Raw genomic sequence first — 19152 nt, 5'->3', positions numbered from 1 at the left:
TGTCCAGACTCCAGCGCCCAGCTCTTTGGGTCATAAGCCAACCCAGCTCTGTGGCAAAGTGCGCTACTTCGCTGGTCTGTCTTATGCCCGGCAGAGCTACACGGGCGCTTCCGCTTTTCTTTGTCCAGACTCCAGCGCCCAGCTCTTTGGGTCATAAGCCAACCCAGCTATGTGGCAAAGTGCGCCACTTCGCTGGTCTGTCTTATGCCCGGCAGAGCTACACGGGCGCTTCCGCTTTTCTATCCTCAATCCACAATAAAATACCTGGCATCTGGATGCGCAAATACGATTGCGGACACGGATGCTTCGGGGTCCATCATATATTCTTCGGTTAAATGCACGCCGATGTCTTCGGGTTTGATCAAGTTAAATAATTTGGCTTGGTCTTCTAAGTTCGGGCACGCGGGGTAACCGAATGAGAAGCGCTGGCCTTGGTATTTGGCGGCAAAACGGTCGCGCATGGAGAAATCGGTTGTATCTGGGAAGCCCCATTGATCGCGTATTTCTTGGTGGATGCGTTCAGCAAAACCTTCTGCGAGTTCAAGTGCTGTTGCTTGCAGTGCATGGCTTTCTAAAAATTTGCCTTGTTCTTTCAGGCGTGTTGCTTGTTCGCGTACGCCAAAGCCTGCAGTTACTTGCATAAAGGCCACGTAATCCATTTCGCCACTGTCGACTGATTTTAAGTAATCGGACAAGCATAAGAATGGTAACGCAGATTGGCGTGGAAATGTAAATCGTTCGATTTCTGTTTTGCCATCAGCAGGGTCATAAACGATGACATCGTCTCCGTCACTTTGAGCTGGGAAAAATTGATACAGCCCTGATGGTTTTAACAGTCCTGACCCTAAAAACTCGGTCGTCAGTTCATGAAGCTGAACAGCACGCGGATCGCCTTTAGCTAACGAATTATCGTTATAGCCTTTTAATCCGAGGTGATGACCAATCAATGTGCGCATGTTGACGTATGGATACAAATGAGCCACAGAATACTCTTTCAATACGTGACGACGCAAATCGTTCGGCACGTGAACCGTGACGTCTTCGCGTACCGTTTTTACTGGTTTTTCAGCAACGGCTACAGCGGGCTTTGCTGCTCGCACGGCTTCAGAGGCTTGGCGTTTTTCTTGTTGTGCATCCAACTCTAGCAGCAACTCTGCTTTTCCGGCACCGCTTTGCAGCCGATTCGCTAGATCTAATCCTTGCATCGCATCTTTCGCGTAAATGACCGGCCCGTCGTATTCCGCTGAAATTTTGGTTTCGGTAAAGCGTCTCGACAATGCCGCCCCGCCCACTAAAATGGGTACATCAATGCCCGCTTCTTTAAAGTCTTGCGCGGTGATGACCATTTGCTTCGCCGACTTAACGAGTAACCCCGACAAGCCAATCATGTCTGGTTTTTCTTTTCGAATCACTTCGATCAAGGTAGCCGGTGTCACCTTAATTCCAACATCAATCACTTTAAAGCCGTTATTGCTTAAGATAATCTCCACTAAGTTTTTGCCGATGTCATGAACATCGCCTTTAACAGTCGCCAAAACGATTTTCCCTTTTCCAGAATCGTCTTCTTTTTTCTCCATAAACTGCTCAAGAAATGATACGGCTGCTTTCATGACGCCTGCACTTTGCAACACTTCCGCAACAATTAATTGGTTGTCATTAAACAAACGGCCTACTTCGGCCATCCCTTTCATCAACGGTCCATTAATGACATCAAGCGGTTCATCATACATCTCTAGCGCTTTTTCCAAATCAGGTATCAAGCCTTCTTTTGTTCCTTCTATAATATAGTAAGCGAGTCGATCTGGTACTGTTTTCGGAATATCATCTTCTGTTTTTTCTTTTTTCTTATCGCGGTAAAAAGCCGTAAAGTCAGCTAAAGTTTCATCTGTTGTCGTAAACAGTAATTCATTAGCCATATCGATTTCCTGTTTTGGAATGGATGCATAACGCTCTAATTTTTCCGTATTGACGATGGCATAGTCCAAACCTGCCTGCGTGCAATGATATAAATACACGGCATTTAACACTTCACGACCAACCGGTGGTAAGCCGAATGAAACGTTACTAACACCTAAAATCGTCAATGCGCGTGGCAGTTTTTCTTTAATTAACCGAATGCCTTCAATCGTTTCTACTGCAGAACCAATGTATTGCTGATCGCCCGTACCGACTGGGAATACCAGTGGATCAAAAATGATGTCTTCCGGTGCAAGCCCCCATTTATGGACCAGCAAGTCATATGACCGTTCGGCTATTTCCAACTTACGCTCACGCGTGACCGCCATCCCAACTTCGTCGATTGTACCCACAACGACTGCCGCACCGTACTTTTTCACGAGCGGCATTACCGCATCAAAACGTTCTTCTCCGTCTTCTAGATTAATCGAGTTGATAATCGCTTTTCCTTGTGAAAATTTCAATGCAACTTCAATCACTTCTTCGTCTGTAGAATCGATAACGAGTGGTACTTTTACTTTTTTGACGACTTCTTTCATGAATTTCGTCATGTCTTCAACTTCGTCACGATCCGGATTTGCTAAACAAATATCAATAACGTGCGCTCCGTTTTTCACCTGTGCGCGAGCAATTTCAGATGCTTCTTCAAATTGGCCATCGACTATTAATCGTTTAAATTTACGAGAACCAATAACATTCGTCCGCTCTCCAATAAACAAAGGACGCATCGTTTCGTCGTATTGCAAAGGCTCAATTCCAGACACGACATGACCGCGCTCAACAGGGTCTGGTTTTCTCGGCGGCAATCCGTCCATAGCCAAACGCACTGCTTTAATATGTTCCGGTGTGGTTCCGCAACAACCACCGACGACGTTCAGCCACCCTTTATCTGCAAAACCTTTTAATTTTTTCGCAAGTGATTCGGGTGTTTCGTGATAATGACCGTCTTCATCTGGCAAGCCTGCATTTGGGTAACAACTAACATAGCCGTCCGACAGCTCTGACAGCGAACGAATATGGTCTGTCATAAATTCTGGACCTGTTGCACAGTTTAACCCGACGGATAGCGGCTTGACATGTTCAATGGAAATGTAAAACGCTTCAATGCTTTGACCGGCAAGTGTCGTCCCCATCGGTTCAATCGTTCCGGACACCATAATCGGCAATTCGATTCCCGTTTCTTCAAAAGCTTGTTTAATGCCAATTGTCGCCGCTTTCACATTCAACATGTCTTGACTGGTCTCGAGCAAGATGAGATCTGCTCCGCCTTCAACAAGTGCCTTGGCTTGCACGTGAAAATTTTCCAGCATGACATCAAATGTGACGCCACCCGTTACAGACAAAGTTTTCGTTGTCGGTCCAATCGCACCTGCCACAAAACGAGGCCATTCCGGGGTGGAAAATTCAGCAGCCGCTCGTTTCGCAATTTCGACTGCGCGTCTATTAATATCCGCCGCTTGGTCACCGATTCCGTATTCGTCCAAAACAATCGGTGTACCTCCAAATGTATTGGTGCAAAGAATATCGGCTCCAGCTTCAAGATAAGCCGTATGGATATTTTGAATAACATCCGGTCGGACAATGTTCAAGTATTCATTGCAGCCGTCAAATTCTTCTCCGCCAAATTCTTCAGGTGACAGATCGGCATTTTGAATCATCGTCCCCATCGCTCCGTCGATAATTAAGATTCTTTTTTTAAGCTGTTGTTCAATAAGATGTTTGGACATGGCTGCGATCGCTCTCTTTCTGTTGATCTAGTTGTCGAATATACCGAATCAATTCCACGGTCATGTCGTAACGGACAAACGGTGTGATCAAGTAAATACCGTTGAATAGCTCTGCTGCTGTGTCAATCAATTCTTTAGCGATTTGAATGCCTTCCGCTGTGGCTCGGTCCTTGTCATCTCCACATGCACGCATGCGTTCAAGTGCGTCTTCTGATAACTTGATACCCGGCACTTCATGATGCAAAAATTCGGCACTGCGAATACTGGTCAACGGCATTACCCCAATAAAAATGGGCGTATTTAAATGCTTTGTCGCTTCGTACATTTCAACGATTTTTTCTTTTGTGTATACGGGCTGCGAAATAAAATAATCCGCTCCGCTTTCAATTTTCTTCTCAAGTCTTGCTACGGCTCGGTCAAGCACACGAACATTCGGATTGAACGCCGCAGCGACAGAAAAATTAGCTTTTTTCCGTAGCGGTTTACCAGAAAACGAAATGCCTTCATTTAGTTTTTTGATCAATTGAATCAATTCCATACTGGACACGTCATAAACGCTTGTCGCTCCTGGGAAATCTCCAACTTTGGTCGGATCGCCTGTGACAGCGAGAATGTCGTGCATACCGAGTGCATCGAGTCCCATCAAATGTGACTGCAAACCAATTAAGTTGCGGTCGCGACACGTAATATGAGCGAGCGGCCGAATTTTTTCTGTGTGCTTGAGAATCGAGCCCATCGCCATATTACTAATACGCGGTGACGCTAATGAATTATCGGCCATGGTGACAGCATCCACACCTTCTTCATGCAAAGCGACAGAGCCTTCAAGAAATTTTGTGACGTCCAAATGACGTGGCGTATCGAGTTCCACAATAATCGTTCGTTGTGTTTTCGCTTTTTCGTGAAGCGGCTTTACTTCTAGCGCTTCGGCCTCTCGGATGACAATCGGCTTTCTTTTGGTTACTTCTTTATAAAAAATCGGCGGTAACTTACCGAGGTGTTTTTTCACCGCTTCAATATGCTTTGGTGTTGTACCACAGCAACCGCCAATCAAGCGAACGCCTTCTTGTCTTAACAATAAAGCAGCACGTCCGAAATAATCTGCTTCTGATTCGTAAACAATCCGCCCATCTTCTACGTCAAGTAGGCTAGCATTTGGGTATGCAGAAAGAAAAGCTTTTTCGGGTAAGGTTACTTCTTCAAAAGCTTGAATTGTATGATGCGGTCCTAGACGACAATTGACACCAACAATGTCTGCTCCAAGTGATTCTAATTGGTGCAAAGCGTCATTCAATGACATGCCGTTTTGCAAAATACCCGGATCATGCATCGATACTTGTGCAATCAATGGGGTATCTGTGATGCCTTTCAAATGTTTAACAGTTGCTACTAATTCTTCAAAATCGTAATAAGTTTCAAGTAGTAGGCCATCGGGGTCGCCCGCAAGCAACTGACTCGCTTGCTGGTCGACCATCGCAATGATTTCCTGCAAGGTGGCGTCACTTTTACGAATTCCACGAATGCCGCCAATCGTTCCAAAGACAAATTGCCCCCCCGGTGCTGCTGCACGTTTCGCAATTTCAATAGCAGCTTTGTTGATGTCTGCAACTTGTTCTTCTAATCCGTAACGAGCAAGTTTGAGTGCATTAGCCCCGTACGTATTGGTTTGAATGATATCTGCTCCAGCTTTGATATAGTCTTGATGAATCTTTTCGATTACTTCTGGCCGCTGTAAATTCAATTCCTCGTTGCAATACTCAATGCCATACGAATACAGCAAGGTTCCCATGCCACCGTCCGCCGTCAAAATTTTCGTCTTCAGTTCGTCTAATAAACCCATCCACTCAACCCCCCATATATACAAAAAAAGCCTCCATGAAAAAGAAGGCTTTACGATATCAAACTCGTTCCTTTTCATCTGTCAGGCAATCGCTTGCCTGCTGGATTTAGCACCTGACCTTTCGGCTGGTTGCTGAAGCGTCACAGGGCCAGTCCCTCAACTTCTCTCGATAAAGATTCACTATTCAGTTTTAGTATTCTTAGTATAGTACAGGTATCTATTGGTCAGGTCAATATGTTTTGTTAGAAAAAAATGAACTTTCTGTGAGTTTCTTTAAAAATAGAATCCTTTTATTCTTTAGAAGCTGTTAACGTTTTTTCGCCGCCCTCCCTATTCTTTCTCCTCTCTACATCTGTTTATTTATTGTACACACCATTTCAGGAAATACTGGACCAATAATCAAATCAAAAGAAGAGTTACATGTTTATTCATAAGGACAGTAACATACAGTCACTTGGAAAATGTTCGATCAAAAACAATAGCACCTTTATGTATATTATGAAAATGTTCTAGGCTTCCCTGGCCGATCAGAATCCAGTTATGTATGCACTTGGTTTCGCCAAGACACTTAGGCAAAAGCCTAACACCGCTGCCACTTCATCAGCTCGCTTGCGACTCAAAAAACCTATCTGGATTAAAAACTTCCGATAGGTTTTTCTATAAGTATACTGTCTTCTTCTGCTTTAAAAAAGACTTTGCAAATCCTTTACCGGCCGAGCGTCTGCTTGTCCTTCGTAACTAATAAATTCAATTTCCCCAATGCGCATGCCTGCATTGTATTCCCCGATAACTGTATCCAATAGAATAAAAGAAGCCGAGATAAATTCATCTTCATTTTCTTCAGTAAAGCCTTTGATGTAAAGAATTAAATTCACTTCGTCGTTGGCGTTATCTTTTTCAAAAGTACAAAAGATGTCTTTCCATGCTAATTTAATATCGCCATACTCGATCGATACTTCTTCTTCTTGTCGCTGGCGAAAGGCGATAATCGTAAACGATTCAAGTTCTGGAGCCTGACCAACTAGATCAATGACGTCATCAAATGCCTCAACCATGCCGTCCGCACTGATGATGAATTGTCGTTTGTCGTTAATTAAAAGTTCACTAAGTTCAAACGCCAAATGTTTGTTAACCTTGTGCAATTTCTTTTCCAATTGATTTAATAGTTTGCTTCTACTCGACTCATCCAAGCGACTATAGGCCTCTTTATTGTCTGCAAACCATTCCCAAAAAGCCGCCACTTTATTTTTTCTCTTCGGCAACCAATTCATCCTGCTATCCCCTTTGCACCCATCTGTGATTTCTTCTTTCTATCATATCATTTTTACACGAAAGGGATAGTTCTTTTTATCCATGAAGAAAGTCTACTTCTGAGCTATCCAGTCTAAGACAATAAAAAAAACCTATCCACAAATCAGTAACGCTGACTCGTAGACACGCTTTTTTTATTTTCTGAATCTGATTGCTAATCCTTTTAAGAAGTTGCGTGCATAGCGATCGCCGCATTCTTTGTAATTTTTATGGCCAACCTTTCGGAGTAACGCTCCAAGTTCACCTTTTGTTACCGTAACTCCAGCTAAATCCCAAATCTCCAACATGTCTTCACTCGTTAGCTGTAAAGCAATTTTCACTTTTTTCAGCAGTAAGTTGTTAGAACGTTCATTGGTCACTGCAGAAACTTCAGTTTGCCCGGGTTTGGGCTCTTGACGTCCTCTTTTGAAAACGATAAATCCATTTAAAAAAGATTCAAATAGAGCGTCTTCTGCTTTAATATAGTCTTCTTCTTCCCGGTCAATCCAAATACGATCTTCCTCTTCCTCTTCGCTATCTGGGGTTTTTGTCAGCACTTTTAATACTTCATCTTTGCTAAGTTCTATACCACCCAATTTGAAAATTTCGACCATATCCCTATTTTTTATATCTAGTGCATAACGCAGTCTGATCAATAAATCGTTATTATCCATCTTTTCTTCCTCCTGTAGCTTGCTCATTATCGTCGTGATCCGAAGTCGATTCAATTCTAATGATAGCACATAATCTCCGGGTCATCGCGCTTACGCGAAGACAGCAAAAAAGACAGGATTAGAACACTGTCTCGCGGTTTTCTTTATTTTTTACTTCTTTTAATTGTTCGACTTTCTCTTTCATATCTTGAATAATGTCCAAAGATTCTTTATCGTTCGTCGACTCTTCATAGAAAAACTGCAAATCTCGCTCCATATCTGCCAGACGTTCATTATAGTGTTTCAGTTTTTCGGCGACAATTAAACGCTTTGCTTCTTCTATACTCTTCATCTCTTGTTACCTCCACTTCGACAATCTACGAACAGGCTTTCCCCTTTATTCCCTACTTCTTCATGCTTTAATCCTTTTTTTGTGACAGTATTATGTCTGCACGAGCTTCAATAAAGAAGGAAAAGTAACGAATCCATCTCTTGTACCCCAGCCCCCTTTCTTGAATTGTCAACTAAGTTTACAATTTAGAGCATGTGTGCTATACTAGAATTAGTTGAGATACATTTTAGGAGGAAAAAAATGTTTACCATTGGAGATCACATCATTTATTCCACACATGGCCTATGTAGAATTAACGATATCCGTGATGAAACAGTTTCAGGTGTCACAAAGAAATATTATAAATTGCATCCTTTAGCGAATACGTTAGTGACCATCACTACGCCTGTCGATAACGATAAAGTCGTGATGTTGAAGCTTCTCCAAAAAGAACAAGCACTCGAAATCATTGAAATTTTTAAAAAGCCTGGAGTAGAGCCCGATCAGTCAACTGCTAAAGCGTTACAGCCTAAGCTCATTAATACAGGAGACCGTATGCAAATTGCGGAAATTGTTAATACGCTAATGCGCAAGAAGTTTGATACGCAGCTTCAGAAAGAAACTTTCTACGCGCATGACTATAAACTGATTAACAACACACAGATCATGCTCTTTAAAGAACTTGCTCATGCAATGGACACGAGCTTTGAAGAAATCAATCAAATGATTAACGACCTGATCACAGAAGATCAACCGTCGTCGACTGTTAACTAGACTAAAAAAAGATCTTGTTTCATCAATAAATTGATGAAACAAGATCTTTTTTAACATCCAAACTATATTCCCCAATCGGTCTTTAAAAGATCTTTGAGCATTTTCATTTGATCAGCACCAATTTTTTCTGCAATTTTATGTTCCAACTGAATTTTCAATGCTTCGTTTTTTTCGTAGTATTCTTTCCCTAACGTCGTGAGTCGAATGCATTTTTCTTTTTTATTGTTCTCAACATTTTGTACTTCTACCAATTCTTTAGTCACCAAGTTTTTAATAAATTTATGGATGGCCTGGCGAGAGATGTCTACATTTTTGGTAACATACGAAATAGTGGGCTGCTTTTTATAAATGCGTGCCATAATCTGCCATTCAGAGTTTGAAATGTGGATGTCACTCGTGTCGTTCCATGCACGCTCTGAAATTCTCTGTGTTGAAATATGGCGTTCGCTCAATAAATCAATCAACTCTAAATTCTGCAATTCCACGTACGGGGTCAAACGGTTCACTCCAATCATTTGCTTCGCCATTTAATATACCGATTCTATCAGATGAAGTCAATTTGTGAAAATACTAACGATTCCATAACTTTCTCTTCGTCATATCGTCCTAAAAAACCGCCTAGACATTCCACTTTTTTGGAATACTCAGGCGGTTTCTTATGATGAAGATACCATTATTTCATTTCAAAAACACTTGCACAAAAGAACTCTATTGCGTTCTATTAGACAGATGTCAGCTCTTGCTCCTGCTGCTCAAAGTCGTTCAGCAATGCACGTACTTCATCTGTCGTTTCAGTATACATCAACTGATTTCTCAATTCACCAACGCCCCGTACTCCACGAACATAAATTTTAAAGAAGCGGCGCAACGGTTTGAATGCGATGGGCTGACTTTCTGTTGAGTAGTGGTCGTGAAGGTCTAGGTGTAGCCTCAGCAAGTCAAACAATTCTTTCGGGCTATGTTCTGTCGGTTCTTGTTCAAAAGCAAAGGGATTGTGAAAAACACCTCGCCCGATCATAACGCCGTCAACCCCATATTTATCGGCAAGTTCCTGACCCGTTTGACGATCCGGAATATCTCCGTTGATCGTCAAAAGAGTATCTGGCGCGATTTCATCACGAAGTTTCTTGATTTCTGGAATCAATTCCCAATGTGCAGGCACTGCACTCATTTCTTTTTTGGTCCGCAAATGAATCGATAAATTGGCAATATCCTGCTCAAATAGATGAGTCAGCCAGCCTTTCCACTCGTCCACGTCCGTATACCCAATTCTTGTTTTGACGCTGACAGGCAAGCCGCCTGCTTTTGCTGCCTGGATAATATCAGCTGCGTTGTCCGGATAACGGATCAAACCACTGCCTTTTCCTTTGGCCGCAACATTTGGCACAGGGCAACCCATGTTGATGTCGACTCCTTTAAAGCCTTGTTTCGCCATTCCGATGCTCATCTCTCGGAAGTGCTCAGGCTTATTGCCCCATATATGAGCCACCATTGGTTGTTCGTCTTCAGTAAAGGTCAAACGCCCTCGCACACTAAAGATTCCTTCGGGGTGACAGTAACTTTCCGTATTTGTAAACTCAGTAAAAAACACATCCGGTTTTGCCGCTTTTGCTATTACATGGCGAAACACTACATTCGTAACATCTTCCATCGGCGCCAATACAAAAAAAGGTCGTGGTAAATCACGCCAAAAATTCTCTTTCATATTCAAGTTCCAATCCTTTCATTAAAGGATGCAAGATCGATTCTTCATCCAAACATTATTATTCGATTTATACTAGCAATCCTTATTGTATCGTCATCTCATTTTTTCTTAACCTTATACAGTTTACACGAATCGTCCGTTTGTGGAAAGTGGCGGGGGTTGTATTGACAATGCTACGTTGTTTAATCGCTTGCTGACTTTAGATTGGCTAGTCATCGTACTACTTTTCATCATAAAAGCGTCAACTCGATTATAGAGTTGACGCTTTTAGCTTGGAAATCAACGATCACACGATCTTTTCTGTTTCAAAAAACTGATACGCGTTTTTCCCTGATTTCTTCGCTTGAAATAAAGCGAAATCCGCATTTTTAAGGAGTGTTTTCAAGTCAATTTCGCTGTTAATTGAGTACGTAGCAATTCCAAGACTTGCAGAAAGTTGAAAATCATCATCCCAAGTCATCAAACTATCCAGTAAACGTGTCGCCATTTCACTCAGTCGTTCTGCGCTAGTTGGTTGAGAGAAATGGATAACGAATTCATCTCCTCCTAATCTAACAGCAAAAACATCCTCATACCCATCGATAAATTTCAGAAGTCTGGATGCAACTTCTTCTAACACCATGTCTCCGGCGTCATGACCGTACAAATCGTTGACTCCTTTAAAGCCATCCAAATCTAGAAAGAACACTGTTCCTCCAGAATCGTGATGGTCTTCGAAAAATTTAGCAAGATAACGTCTATTGTATAGGTTGGTTAACGCATCTCTATAAGCAAAACGCTCTAAATCCAAGTAATAAGAAAACATCCGAACAATTCGTTGAAGCAAGTGAATACTTTTCTCATCAAAACGGCTTACTTGATCATTCACTGCACACAATGTTCCGAATTTCTCTCCATTAACAAAAGAAATAGGGATCCCCAAATAAGATTTAATATTGGCTTTTTCTAGTATATTCTTAAAATCACCTAAACTACTTTCTTTACTGACGTCTTCATAAATCAACGGTTGTTTTGTTCCAAAATCAATGTGCTGACAAAGGGTATCATTAAGATTTACAATCGTACCTTCAGTGACATCAATGCTTGTATTATCATTTGAAAACTTGAGAATCACTTGCTGCGTGTCATTAATAGAACTTAAAAAAATAAATTGCTCCGGCAAGATTTCTTTGGCGAGATCGAGTAAGTCAGTAGCTAGTTCATCAAAATTCTTGTACATTTCTAATTCTTGAAATATCGTCATCGTTAGGCACCTCGATTGTCGTCATGTCCGTATTTTTAAGTTAACCAACTATCCATTTAATCGTATAAGTCTCACTAAAGTTTAACATAGACAGCGAATGGTTGTTAAACAACTTGCCCGCCTCTTGAATGCCCCACTAAGTGATTATTGAAGACATCTAAGAGCTTTGTTTCTTGTCAGACGCCTAGTGAAATAAATAGCAATACCCAAAAAAAGCTCATTTATCGTTCAATTGACGGAGAATCTGTGCTTGCTTTTTATTGATAAAAGATAAATTTTGCCTAAAGACTCAATAAAAAAAGCTTTACAATCGAGAATTTCTCTTATATAGTAACTGAATAGTTATAATATTATAATCACCAGATAGAGGGTGGGATGCATGAAAATTGATAAAGCAGCAACAACTCCTCTTTATTCGCAAGTAGAGGTTATTTTAGAGGATAAGATTCTGACAGGAGTTTGGGACGAAGGTTTTCAGATTCCAACAGAAAATGAATTGGCAGAAACGCATGATGTTAGCAACATTACCATCAAACGAGCCATTATGAATTTAGTGGACAAAGGAATGCTCATGCGACAACGCGGACGCGGAACTTTTGTAACCAAACTGCCAACAGAGAAAAATATCCACAAATCAGAGTTTATCAAGATGAATGAAGAGATTAGCAGTTCTCATAATTTACTTGCAAGTGGTTTTCATCAAGCCTATCCTGGGGTAGCTAAGCAGTTAGGTTTGCCTGCAGACACTGAATTCGTCTATTTAGAGCGACTTGGCTATGAAGAAGGAGAACTGGTTTCATTAGAGTACACTTATATTCCTCAGAATATCTGGCCCGCTATCGAACAGCCACCCGACAAGGATACATTTGTTTATGACGTTCTGAAAAAAACATGTGGAATTTCTCTAGCACGTTCGAAAAATTACTTTTCTGCAGCAGTCGCCAATGAAAAAGAAATGAAGTTGCTTGGAGTTCGTTCGAACACGCCGCTCTTTGTTTGGGAGCGCATTACGTACTCCACGTCCGGAGAGCCTGTTGAGTATTCTAAATTCGTTATGAAACAAGACAAAGACAAGTACTATGTAGAGTTAGAACTGACTTGATCGATAGAAAAAGTGATCTCTAATGTTGCCTACATCGTTTTATATAGAAACTAGTATCATTTTAGTTTCTATTATTATATAAAGTTATAATATTATACTTAATTAAGTTAATATGATTTTAAAGCCGCGTTACCTGTTTTTTATACATTTAGAAGGATGGTGGGTTACATGGAAAAGCACAGCAAGGGGAAAAAAGAAAAACGAAAGTTGAAATTGAAAGCGCCTACAACAACTGCATTACTGATGTTCATCATCGTTCTTGTCGCATTATTAACTTATATCGTACCTGCAGGTCAGTACGAGCGAGCAATGGATGATGAAACCGGTAGAGAATTAATCGTTGCGGATAGCTTCTCTTATACAGAATCTTCACCTGTTGGGCCTGGTGGCGTATTGTCATCCGTGTTTAACGGCATCGTTGGCGCTGCTGAGATTATCGCATTTGTCTTGATCGTCGGTGGCGTCTTTGGGGTCATCGTTAAAAGTGGCGCCATTAATGCGGCGTTAGCTCGATTGATCCATCGCCTGAAAGGAAGAGAATCTCTTTTTATCGTCATTGCCATGACTGCATTTGCGATTGGCGGTGCGACGTTCGGAATGGCCGAAGAGACTTTGCCCTTTGTTGCGATTGTACTCGCTGCAACAATTGCGATGGGCTATGACCGAATTGTCGCAGTATCGATTGTGGTCGTCGGCGTGTATGCAGGATATTCTGCTGGTCCTCTCAATCCTTTTAACGTTGGAATTGCACAAGCTATCGCTGGATTGCCTCTTTTTTCAGGTATCGGCTTGCGTACTATCCTAATGATTGGCGGATTGATCATCGCCATTCATCACACATTGAGATATGCCAAGAAAGTAAAACTGAATCCCAAAACAAGTCTCTTATCAGGAGAAACAGTCGAAGTCGAAACTAACGTTACATTGCTGGATAATCTCACCATGACCAAGCAACACAAAGCCATTATGATTATTTTGGGCTTGTCACTTGTTTCACTCGTGTTCGGTGTATTGAAATACGGCTGGTATCTCGGAGAAATTTCTGCATTGATGTTACTGATGGGCATTATCGTTGGTCTTATTGCATTCAATGGTAGCTTTAATCAATTTACCGATGAATTTATGAAAGGTGCTGCTGAATTAACAGCTGCCGCTCTTATCATCGGCCTCTCTCGTGCGATTCTTGTCGTCATGGAAGAAGGACAGATTATTGATACTTTCGTTTATGCTGTGTCTACGCCGCTAGCAGGCTTACATAGTGTCTTTGCCGCTTGGGGCATGTACTTTTCACAAGGACTTATTAACTTTGTTATTCCGTCATCTACAGGACAAGCTGCTGTTGTGATGCCGATTATGTCTTCTATTAGTGATGTGATTGGCATTAACCGTCAAATTGCCGTTCAGGCATTTCAATCTGGAGATGGCTATTGGAATATGATTACTCCAACACATCCAGTTCTGATGGCGGCACTTGGCATTGCAGCTGTTCCATTTGGTAAATGGATTCGTTTTGCAGGACCACTCGTATTAAAATGGACGATTTGGACAATGATTATTTTAGCAATTGGTGTATGGATCGACTGGGGTCCATTTTGATTCCAACTAGTAAAAGAAAAATCGCGAACTGGGAGTAGATAAAGATGAAAAAAAGCACAAAATGGACGATCTTAGGTGGCGGCAACGGCGGGCAAACAACAGCTGGGCATTTAGGAATAATGGGATTCGACGTGACACTGTATGATATTTTTGAAGATACGATTCAAGCAATTAAAAAACAAGGTGGCGTCTTTCTTGAAGATGCATTAACTGGATTCGGCAAAGTTAACTGTGCCACAACGAATATCGAAGAAGCATTGCAAGATGCTGATATCGTACTGATCACAGTACCTGCTACTGCACATACTTTAATTGCCAAGGCATGTGCAAAGCATTTGAAAGATGGGCAAATTATTGTCTTAAATCCAGCAGCCACATTCGGATCATTAGCATTTGAAAAAACTCTCCATGACGAAGGCTGTACAGCAAATGTAACACTGGCAGAAACAAACACGTTATTGTATGGTTGCCGCATTATCGAAGCCGGTAGAACTCAAGTGTTTGGACTGAAAAACCGCATTTTGATTGCGGCACTTCCCGCTACTGAAACGCCAAGAGTTGTGGCAGCTCTGCAAACGGCATTTCCGCAGTTTGAAGCCGCCGATAGCATTTTGGTAACAAGCTTTGATAACACCAATCCGATTTTGCACCCAGCGACAACATTGCTGAATGCGGGCACAATCGAATCTGATCGCGAATGGCATTTTTATATTGATGGCTTTACTCCATCCATTGGACGATTTGTTGAAAGCATGGATGAGGAACGGCTTGCAATCGGACGTGCTTTAGGTCTTGAGTTATTATCGTGTCGTCAGCAGCTTGAAGTTGAGTATGATGTTTATGAAAATAGTCTCGCAGAATCGGTACGGAATAATAGCGTATATCAGGATATTAAAGGACAAAAAACGCTTGATACGCGTTACTTATCAGAAGATATTCCTATGGGACTTGTGCCTTTCGTCGCTCTTGGCAAGTTGCTTCAATTACCGACAGCACGAATGGAAGTAATTATCGAGATGGCACAACTTGTCCTTGACCGTGATTTAATGACTCATGCAAGAACGCTTGAAAATCTTGGTATTGACGACATGACCGCCGAAGAATTTTTGCAATATGTCCAAACGGGTCAGCGATCTTAAAAACTGGATTTATATCTTGCAGTCGCATCCGAGTGGTTGAGTCTCAAAACAGACTGACCATTTCGAATTTCCCATTCCCTTACATCCGCTCAAGCATATTTTTTTCGTCTGCACAGGTACTCCTGTACAATGAAGATAATAGAGAGAGGAGATTGATTTGGTAATGACAACTTACGAAGAAAACATAGCAGGTTTTGAAAAAATTGATTCCGCGAAAGCACAAGAATTGGTAAAAGGGGAAACCGAAGCCGTCATCTACATTGGCAAGGCCGTATGTCCTTTCTGCCAAACTTTCGTTAAAAAACTAAAAGATGTTTCGGAGCAAACGAATACGCATATCTACTACGTGAACAGCGTAGAAGCAGCTGATATGGATGGCATTTCAGCATTCCGTAGCCAATACAACATTCCAACAGTTCCTGGTTTCATCTATACAAAAGGTGACACGACAAACGTTAAATGTGATTCATCTATGGACGAAGCAGAAATCAAAGCTCATATGAATAAATAAGCTACTTTCAACAAAATAGAAAAGACCGTTGCTCCTAGTAGGAATCAGCGGTCTTTTTGTCTTTTAAACTTAACAAGTAACCCAACTCAACCCGGTCGTCCCTTCGCCCGCATGAACACCTACACAAACACTGAGTGCCATCACGTGTACGTTCAGATCAGGAAACTCTTGCACGAGCTCGTCTTTCCAGGTTGTTGCGTCTTCCTCGTTATTACAGTGAATCACAGCAATTTCTGGCACCGTGGCTATGGCCATATCTGCACGCAATAAAGACAGGACATGATCTTTCGCCCGCTTATTTGACCGCACTTTTTCGGTCATAACGGGTTTGCCATCTATAAAACTGATAACAACTTTAATGTTCAGCAAATTACTAATAAAGGTTTGTGTTCCAGAAACTCGCCCACTTTTATGTAATTGGTTTAAGCTCGAAGGAATAAAAGACAGCTTCGATTTATCTGTCATTCTCGTAATAGTTGCCACTACTTCTTCTACGTCTTTGCCTTCTGCGAACAGTTTACTACCCATTTCAATCATTTTAATCATTGGAAAAGAACCGATTTTCGAGTCAATCGGATATACTTTAAAGTCGGTCATTTTTGAAGCGGCCTGTGCGCAGTCAAATGTCCCCGAAAGTCCACTTGATAGATGTACAGCAACTGCAAAATCATAGCCTTCTAATTCTAGTTTTTCGTACAAAGCAAGCATTTCTCCAATTGCTGGTTGTGAAGTTTTAGGTGAAAATTTTGATAAGCGTAATCTATCGTAAAACTCCTCTTGTGTGAGATCGATGGATTCTCTAAATGACCCATCAGAAAAAACAACACTTAAAGGCAGTACGTATACATCATGTTTTTGGATAAAAGCGTCGTCTAATTGTGCAGCTGTATCCGTAATCCAAGCTATTTTTTTCATTAAAAACTTCCCCTCTACATACAAGTTTCATATTGGAACTAGCTACCTACTAACGATAACTTACCTGACTGACAACGAGCGCACTAGTGACAGTTGTCATATATAGGAGAAGTTTTAAAAGCGCTGTCATATTTTGAACATATCTATCTTTTTGCTTTTTCTTGACAAAAAAACAGCCAGCAACGGATGATCCGTTGCTGGCTGTTTGAGTAGTTATTTCTAGTGTGTTTTTCAACATATATCCGTTAACAAGATGAGCATGAACTTATTCTTTTAGTGAATTATCTTTTGTTTTCTTACTGACTACGGCTCTATTTTTCAATTTAGCAGTTCTGCCAAATTGATCTTCATACATAACTTTTGCTGCTTTTGGAGCGGACCAAAAAGTTGTCACTAAAAGCAGGGAAACTGGAATCGCCGTAACGACAATAAACGATTGAATCGCTTCAATTCCCCCTTCACTAATCATTAACAGCACAATTGCTACTGCCCCCATAATAACAGCCCAGAAAATACGCATCGATTTTGGCGGATGACCGTCTCCTGTTATCGCAACTGAAATGGTATAAGCCATCGAGTCCGCAGTCGTGACAACGAACAAAATGGTAACCAACAAGAACAACGGTGCAATGAATAAATCGAGTGGCAATTGTTGTGTAATGGCCATCATCGCAGCTGGCATACCCGAAGTGTTCAAAGCATCCGAAATAATGCCTGGTTCGGCTAGCTCATAAAACATCCCCGTACCTCCAACAACCGTAAACCAAAATGCCGTGACGATTGGTGCTGTGATAGACACTGCTAAAATTAATTCACGAATCGTACGTCCGCGCGTAATCGTTGAAATAAAGATCGCCATCATGGGACCATAACCAAGGAACCAGCCCCAGAAAAAAATGGTCCAAGATCCTAACCACACTGAGTCTCCACGGAACGTACTCATGGCAAGAAATTCTTGAAGATGAACGCCCGTCGCCGCCAGGAATGTATTGAGGATAAAACCACCTGGTCCTAGTATCAAAATCGCAGCCATTAAGATCAGTGTAATAATAATATTTAAATTACTAAGAAATTGGATCCCTTTACGTAAACCTGAAATAGCCGAAATTGTAGCGATTATCACTACACCAATAATAATAATTACCTGCGTTAACAAGTTATTCGGAATTCCAAACAATACTTCCATTCCGTAAGCCGCTTGCAAGCCGAGAAACCCAATCGGTCCAATCGTTCCTGCTGCTACAGCAATGACTGCAGACGCATCAATAATCGTCCCAAGTGCACTATTTTTCATGATTTTTTCACCGAGTAAAGGATACAACAAAGTACGCGGCTTTAACGGCATGCCTTTTTGGTAATGTGCATACATCAACACAATCGTTCCAAGCGTTCCGAGAATCGACCATGCCAGAAAACCCCAGTGCAAGTAAGATTGTGCAAATGCAGGAATAACAGCACTCTCTGTAGCAGCTACTACACTTGCCCCAGCAAAATTAGGGGAAGGATCAAGAAAGTGATACATCGGTTCAGCAGCGGCCCAAAACACCCCACCACCTGCTAGTAACGTCGTCATAATCATGGCAATCCATTTAAAATAAGCAACTTCCGGCTTTTCAAGACCCCCTAAACGAATGTTGCCGTATTTTGAGAACCCAAGGAAAAGTGCAATAAAAAACGTTCCTAAAAACAGCACTTGCCAAAATCCTCCGAAATATTTAACAGCAAATGCAAAAGATTGATTGACCATATTTGATACAAAATCTACATTGATAAATGACGCAAGTACAAAAGCAACGAGTAATCCCCCACTAATTAGCAGTACAGGCCAGTCTGTTCTCGATCTATATTTATTCAAAATAAAACCTCCTTTATCCGCATAAAATCTACATACATATTTCTAGCTGTTGTTTGGTTATGATATCCATTTTAATAGTTGCCGCAAGCGACAGCATCCGCTATCCACAATTGTCTAAGCAACCATCCATTTTTGTTTCCATCTACTTTTGTCGATCCTGTGTACTAGACAATTGACCTGGCAAATATGATAAGCTGTACCTCCATAAACAGTAATCGTTTCAATTGTTTTCACTCTTACTTTGCATAGAAAGAAAGAACTTTTCACTTGAAAGGTTTTTTGCAATAAGTATACAATTGTATATGATATACACACAATTTACCAACTCTTTCATCACTTACAATATGAATTGAAGAGATAGATTCAGTTAACATCCTTTTTACGGAAGTTCTATCATACAAACGCCCAAAACCAAGTAGTTATCTCTGAACATTAGCTTGTTTCTCTTTTGTTTATCCTTTAAATTCTACTTAAAACCATTTCCGCTCCTTTTATTAGTAAATACATTCAAAAAG

Annotated in this window: 14 protein-coding genes, 1 pseudogene and 1 riboswitch; of the genes and pseudogenes, 5 read left to right on the top strand and 10 right to left on the bottom strand. The window is 41.3% G+C overall.

Annotated features, from left to right (window positions below):
- Positions 1 to 245: 245 nt before the first annotated feature.
- The 5 genes from metH to AJGP001_RS03075 all read right to left on the bottom strand — a co-directional run bounded on the left by metH (position 246) and on the right by AJGP001_RS03075 (position 7818).
- The gene (gene metH / locus AJGP001_RS03095) at positions 246 to 3683 is read right to left on the bottom strand and encodes a methionine synthase (protein WP_078080142.1); all 3438 of its coding nucleotides are present in this window, start codon (positions 3681 to 3683) and stop codon (positions 246 to 248) included.
- Positions 3664 to 5523, bottom strand: coding sequence for a bifunctional homocysteine S-methyltransferase/methylenetetrahydrofolate reductase (locus tag AJGP001_RS03090; protein ID WP_071153005.1), 1860 nt, complete (start codon positions 5521 to 5523; stop codon positions 3664 to 3666). The genes metH and AJGP001_RS03090 overlap by 20 nt, the downstream gene beginning before the upstream one ends.
- A 71-nt stretch (positions 5524 to 5594) precedes the next feature.
- Positions 5595 to 5699: riboswitch (SAM riboswitch) on the bottom strand.
- 507 nt (positions 5700 to 6206) lie between these two features.
- Entirely contained in the window at positions 6207 to 6794 is a 588-nt protein-coding gene (locus tag AJGP001_RS03085) for a hypothetical protein (RefSeq protein WP_071153004.1), read from the bottom strand.
- A 174-nt stretch (positions 6795 to 6968) separates the two neighbouring features.
- Positions 6969 to 7487, bottom strand: a complete 519-nt coding sequence (locus tag AJGP001_RS03080; RefSeq protein WP_071153003.1) for a YehS family protein — start codon at positions 7485 to 7487, stop codon at positions 6969 to 6971.
- Between the two features lie 118 nt (positions 7488 to 7605).
- On the bottom strand, positions 7606 to 7818 hold the full coding sequence (locus AJGP001_RS03075; RefSeq protein WP_071153002.1) for a hypothetical protein: 213 nt from the start codon (positions 7816 to 7818) through the stop codon (positions 7606 to 7608).
- A gap of 240 nt (positions 7819 to 8058) precedes the next feature.
- Between AJGP001_RS03075 and AJGP001_RS03070 the strand changes: the two genes are divergently transcribed.
- Positions 8059 to 8571: a CarD family transcriptional regulator gene (locus AJGP001_RS03070; RefSeq protein WP_058386334.1), complete on the top strand. Its 513-nt coding sequence runs from the start codon at positions 8059 to 8061 to the stop codon at positions 8569 to 8571.
- 62 nt (positions 8572 to 8633) lie between these two features.
- Here the strand turns inward: AJGP001_RS03070 and AJGP001_RS03065 are convergent, their stop codons facing one another.
- The 3 genes from AJGP001_RS03065 to AJGP001_RS03055 all read right to left on the bottom strand — a co-directional run bounded on the left by AJGP001_RS03065 (position 8634) and on the right by AJGP001_RS03055 (position 11519).
- Positions 8634 to 9098 carry a MarR family winged helix-turn-helix transcriptional regulator gene (locus AJGP001_RS03065; RefSeq protein WP_078080141.1) on the bottom strand — a complete coding sequence of 155 codons (465 nt, stop codon included), beginning with the start codon at positions 9096 to 9098 and terminating at the stop codon, positions 8634 to 8636.
- Between the two features lie 194 nt (positions 9099 to 9292).
- Positions 9293 to 10276 carry a tRNA dihydrouridine synthase gene (locus AJGP001_RS03060; protein ID WP_071153001.1) on the bottom strand — a complete coding sequence of 328 codons (984 nt, stop codon included), beginning with the start codon at positions 10274 to 10276 and terminating at the stop codon, positions 9293 to 9295.
- A 286-nt stretch (positions 10277 to 10562) separates the two neighbouring features.
- A complete protein-coding gene (locus tag AJGP001_RS03055) occupies positions 10563 to 11519 on the bottom strand; it encodes a sensor domain-containing protein (protein ID WP_071153000.1) in 957 nt (318 codons plus the stop codon).
- A gap of 379 nt (positions 11520 to 11898) precedes the next feature.
- Between AJGP001_RS03055 and AJGP001_RS03050 the strand changes: the two genes are divergently transcribed.
- The 4 genes from AJGP001_RS03050 (at position 11899) to AJGP001_RS03035 (ending at position 15867) form a co-directional block, all read left to right on the top strand.
- Positions 11899 to 12621, top strand: a complete 723-nt coding sequence (locus AJGP001_RS03050; RefSeq protein ID WP_078080140.1) for a GntR family transcriptional regulator — start codon at positions 11899 to 11901, stop codon at positions 12619 to 12621.
- A 168-nt stretch (positions 12622 to 12789) separates the two neighbouring features.
- Positions 12790 to 14217: a YfcC family protein gene (locus AJGP001_RS03045; protein ID WP_169835256.1), complete on the top strand. Its 1428-nt coding sequence runs from the start codon at positions 12790 to 12792 to the stop codon at positions 14215 to 14217.
- A gap of 44 nt (positions 14218 to 14261) precedes the next feature.
- Positions 14262 to 15356 (top strand): NAD/NADP-dependent octopine/nopaline dehydrogenase family protein, encoded by a 1095-nt coding sequence (locus AJGP001_RS03040; protein WP_078080138.1) that lies wholly within the window; start codon positions 14262 to 14264, stop codon positions 15354 to 15356.
- A gap of 163 nt (positions 15357 to 15519) precedes the next feature.
- The gene (locus AJGP001_RS03035; RefSeq protein WP_078080137.1) at positions 15520 to 15867 is read left to right on the top strand and encodes a DUF6568 family protein; all 348 of its coding nucleotides are present in this window, start codon (positions 15520 to 15522) and stop codon (positions 15865 to 15867) included.
- A 69-nt stretch (positions 15868 to 15936) separates the two neighbouring features.
- Here the strand turns inward: AJGP001_RS03035 and AJGP001_RS03030 are convergent, their stop codons facing one another.
- Together AJGP001_RS03030 and AJGP001_RS03025 are read right to left on the bottom strand one after the other, a co-directional pair.
- Positions 15937 to 16782, bottom strand: a complete 846-nt coding sequence (locus AJGP001_RS03030) for a DegV family protein (RefSeq protein WP_078080136.1) — start codon at positions 16780 to 16782, stop codon at positions 15937 to 15939.
- A gap of 361 nt (positions 16783 to 17143) precedes the next feature.
- A pseudogene (locus tag AJGP001_RS03025) lies at positions 17144 to 18637 on the bottom strand (BCCT family transporter); the annotation flags it as partial.
- Positions 18638 to 19152: the final 515 nt, after the last annotated feature.

This window comes from Planococcus faecalis (assembly GCF_002009235.1).
Lineage (GTDB): Bacteria > Bacillota > Bacilli > Bacillales_A > Planococcaceae > Planococcus > Planococcus kocurii.
The sequence above is the reverse complement of the archived record's forward strand: the minus strand, read 5'-3'. Positions and strand labels throughout refer to the sequence as shown.

Bases quoted from the DNA above. Each gene is read 5' to 3' on its own strand.
- metH (WP_078080142.1), bottom strand. From the start codon at position 3,683: ATGTCCAAACATCTTATTGAACAACAGCTTAAAAAAAGAATCTTAATT.
- AJGP001_RS03090 (WP_071153005.1), bottom strand. From the start codon at position 5,523: ATGGGTTTATTAGACGAACTGAAGACGAAAATTTTGACGGCGGACGGT.
- AJGP001_RS03085 (WP_071153004.1), bottom strand. From the start codon at position 6,794: ATGAATTGGTTGCCGAAGAGAAAAAATAAAGTGGCGGCTTTTTGGGAA.
- AJGP001_RS03080 (WP_071153003.1), bottom strand. From the start codon at position 7,487: ATGGATAATAACGATTTATTGATCAGACTGCGTTATGCACTAGATATA.
- AJGP001_RS03075 (WP_071153002.1), bottom strand. From the start codon at position 7,818: ATGAAGAGTATAGAAGAAGCAAAGCGTTTAATTGTCGCCGAAAAACTG.
- AJGP001_RS03070 (WP_058386334.1), top strand. From the start codon at position 8,059: ATGTTTACCATTGGAGATCACATCATTTATTCCACACATGGCCTATGT.
- AJGP001_RS03065 (WP_078080141.1), bottom strand. From the start codon at position 9,098: ATGGCGAAGCAAATGATTGGAGTGAACCGTTTGACCCCGTACGTGGAA.
- AJGP001_RS03060 (WP_071153001.1), bottom strand. From the start codon at position 10,276: ATGAAAGAGAATTTTTGGCGTGATTTACCACGACCTTTTTTTGTATTG.
- AJGP001_RS03055 (WP_071153000.1), bottom strand. From the start codon at position 11,519: ATGACGATATTTCAAGAATTAGAAATGTACAAGAATTTTGATGAACTA.
- AJGP001_RS03050 (WP_078080140.1), top strand. From the start codon at position 11,899: ATGAAAATTGATAAAGCAGCAACAACTCCTCTTTATTCGCAAGTAGAG.
- AJGP001_RS03045 (WP_169835256.1), top strand. From the start codon at position 12,790: ATGGAAAAGCACAGCAAGGGGAAAAAAGAAAAACGAAAGTTGAAATTG.
- AJGP001_RS03040 (WP_078080138.1), top strand. From the start codon at position 14,262: ATGAAAAAAAGCACAAAATGGACGATCTTAGGTGGCGGCAACGGCGGG.
- AJGP001_RS03035 (WP_078080137.1), top strand. From the start codon at position 15,520: ATGACAACTTACGAAGAAAACATAGCAGGTTTTGAAAAAATTGATTCC.
- AJGP001_RS03030 (WP_078080136.1), bottom strand. From the start codon at position 16,782: ATGAAAAAAATAGCTTGGATTACGGATACAGCTGCACAATTAGACGAC.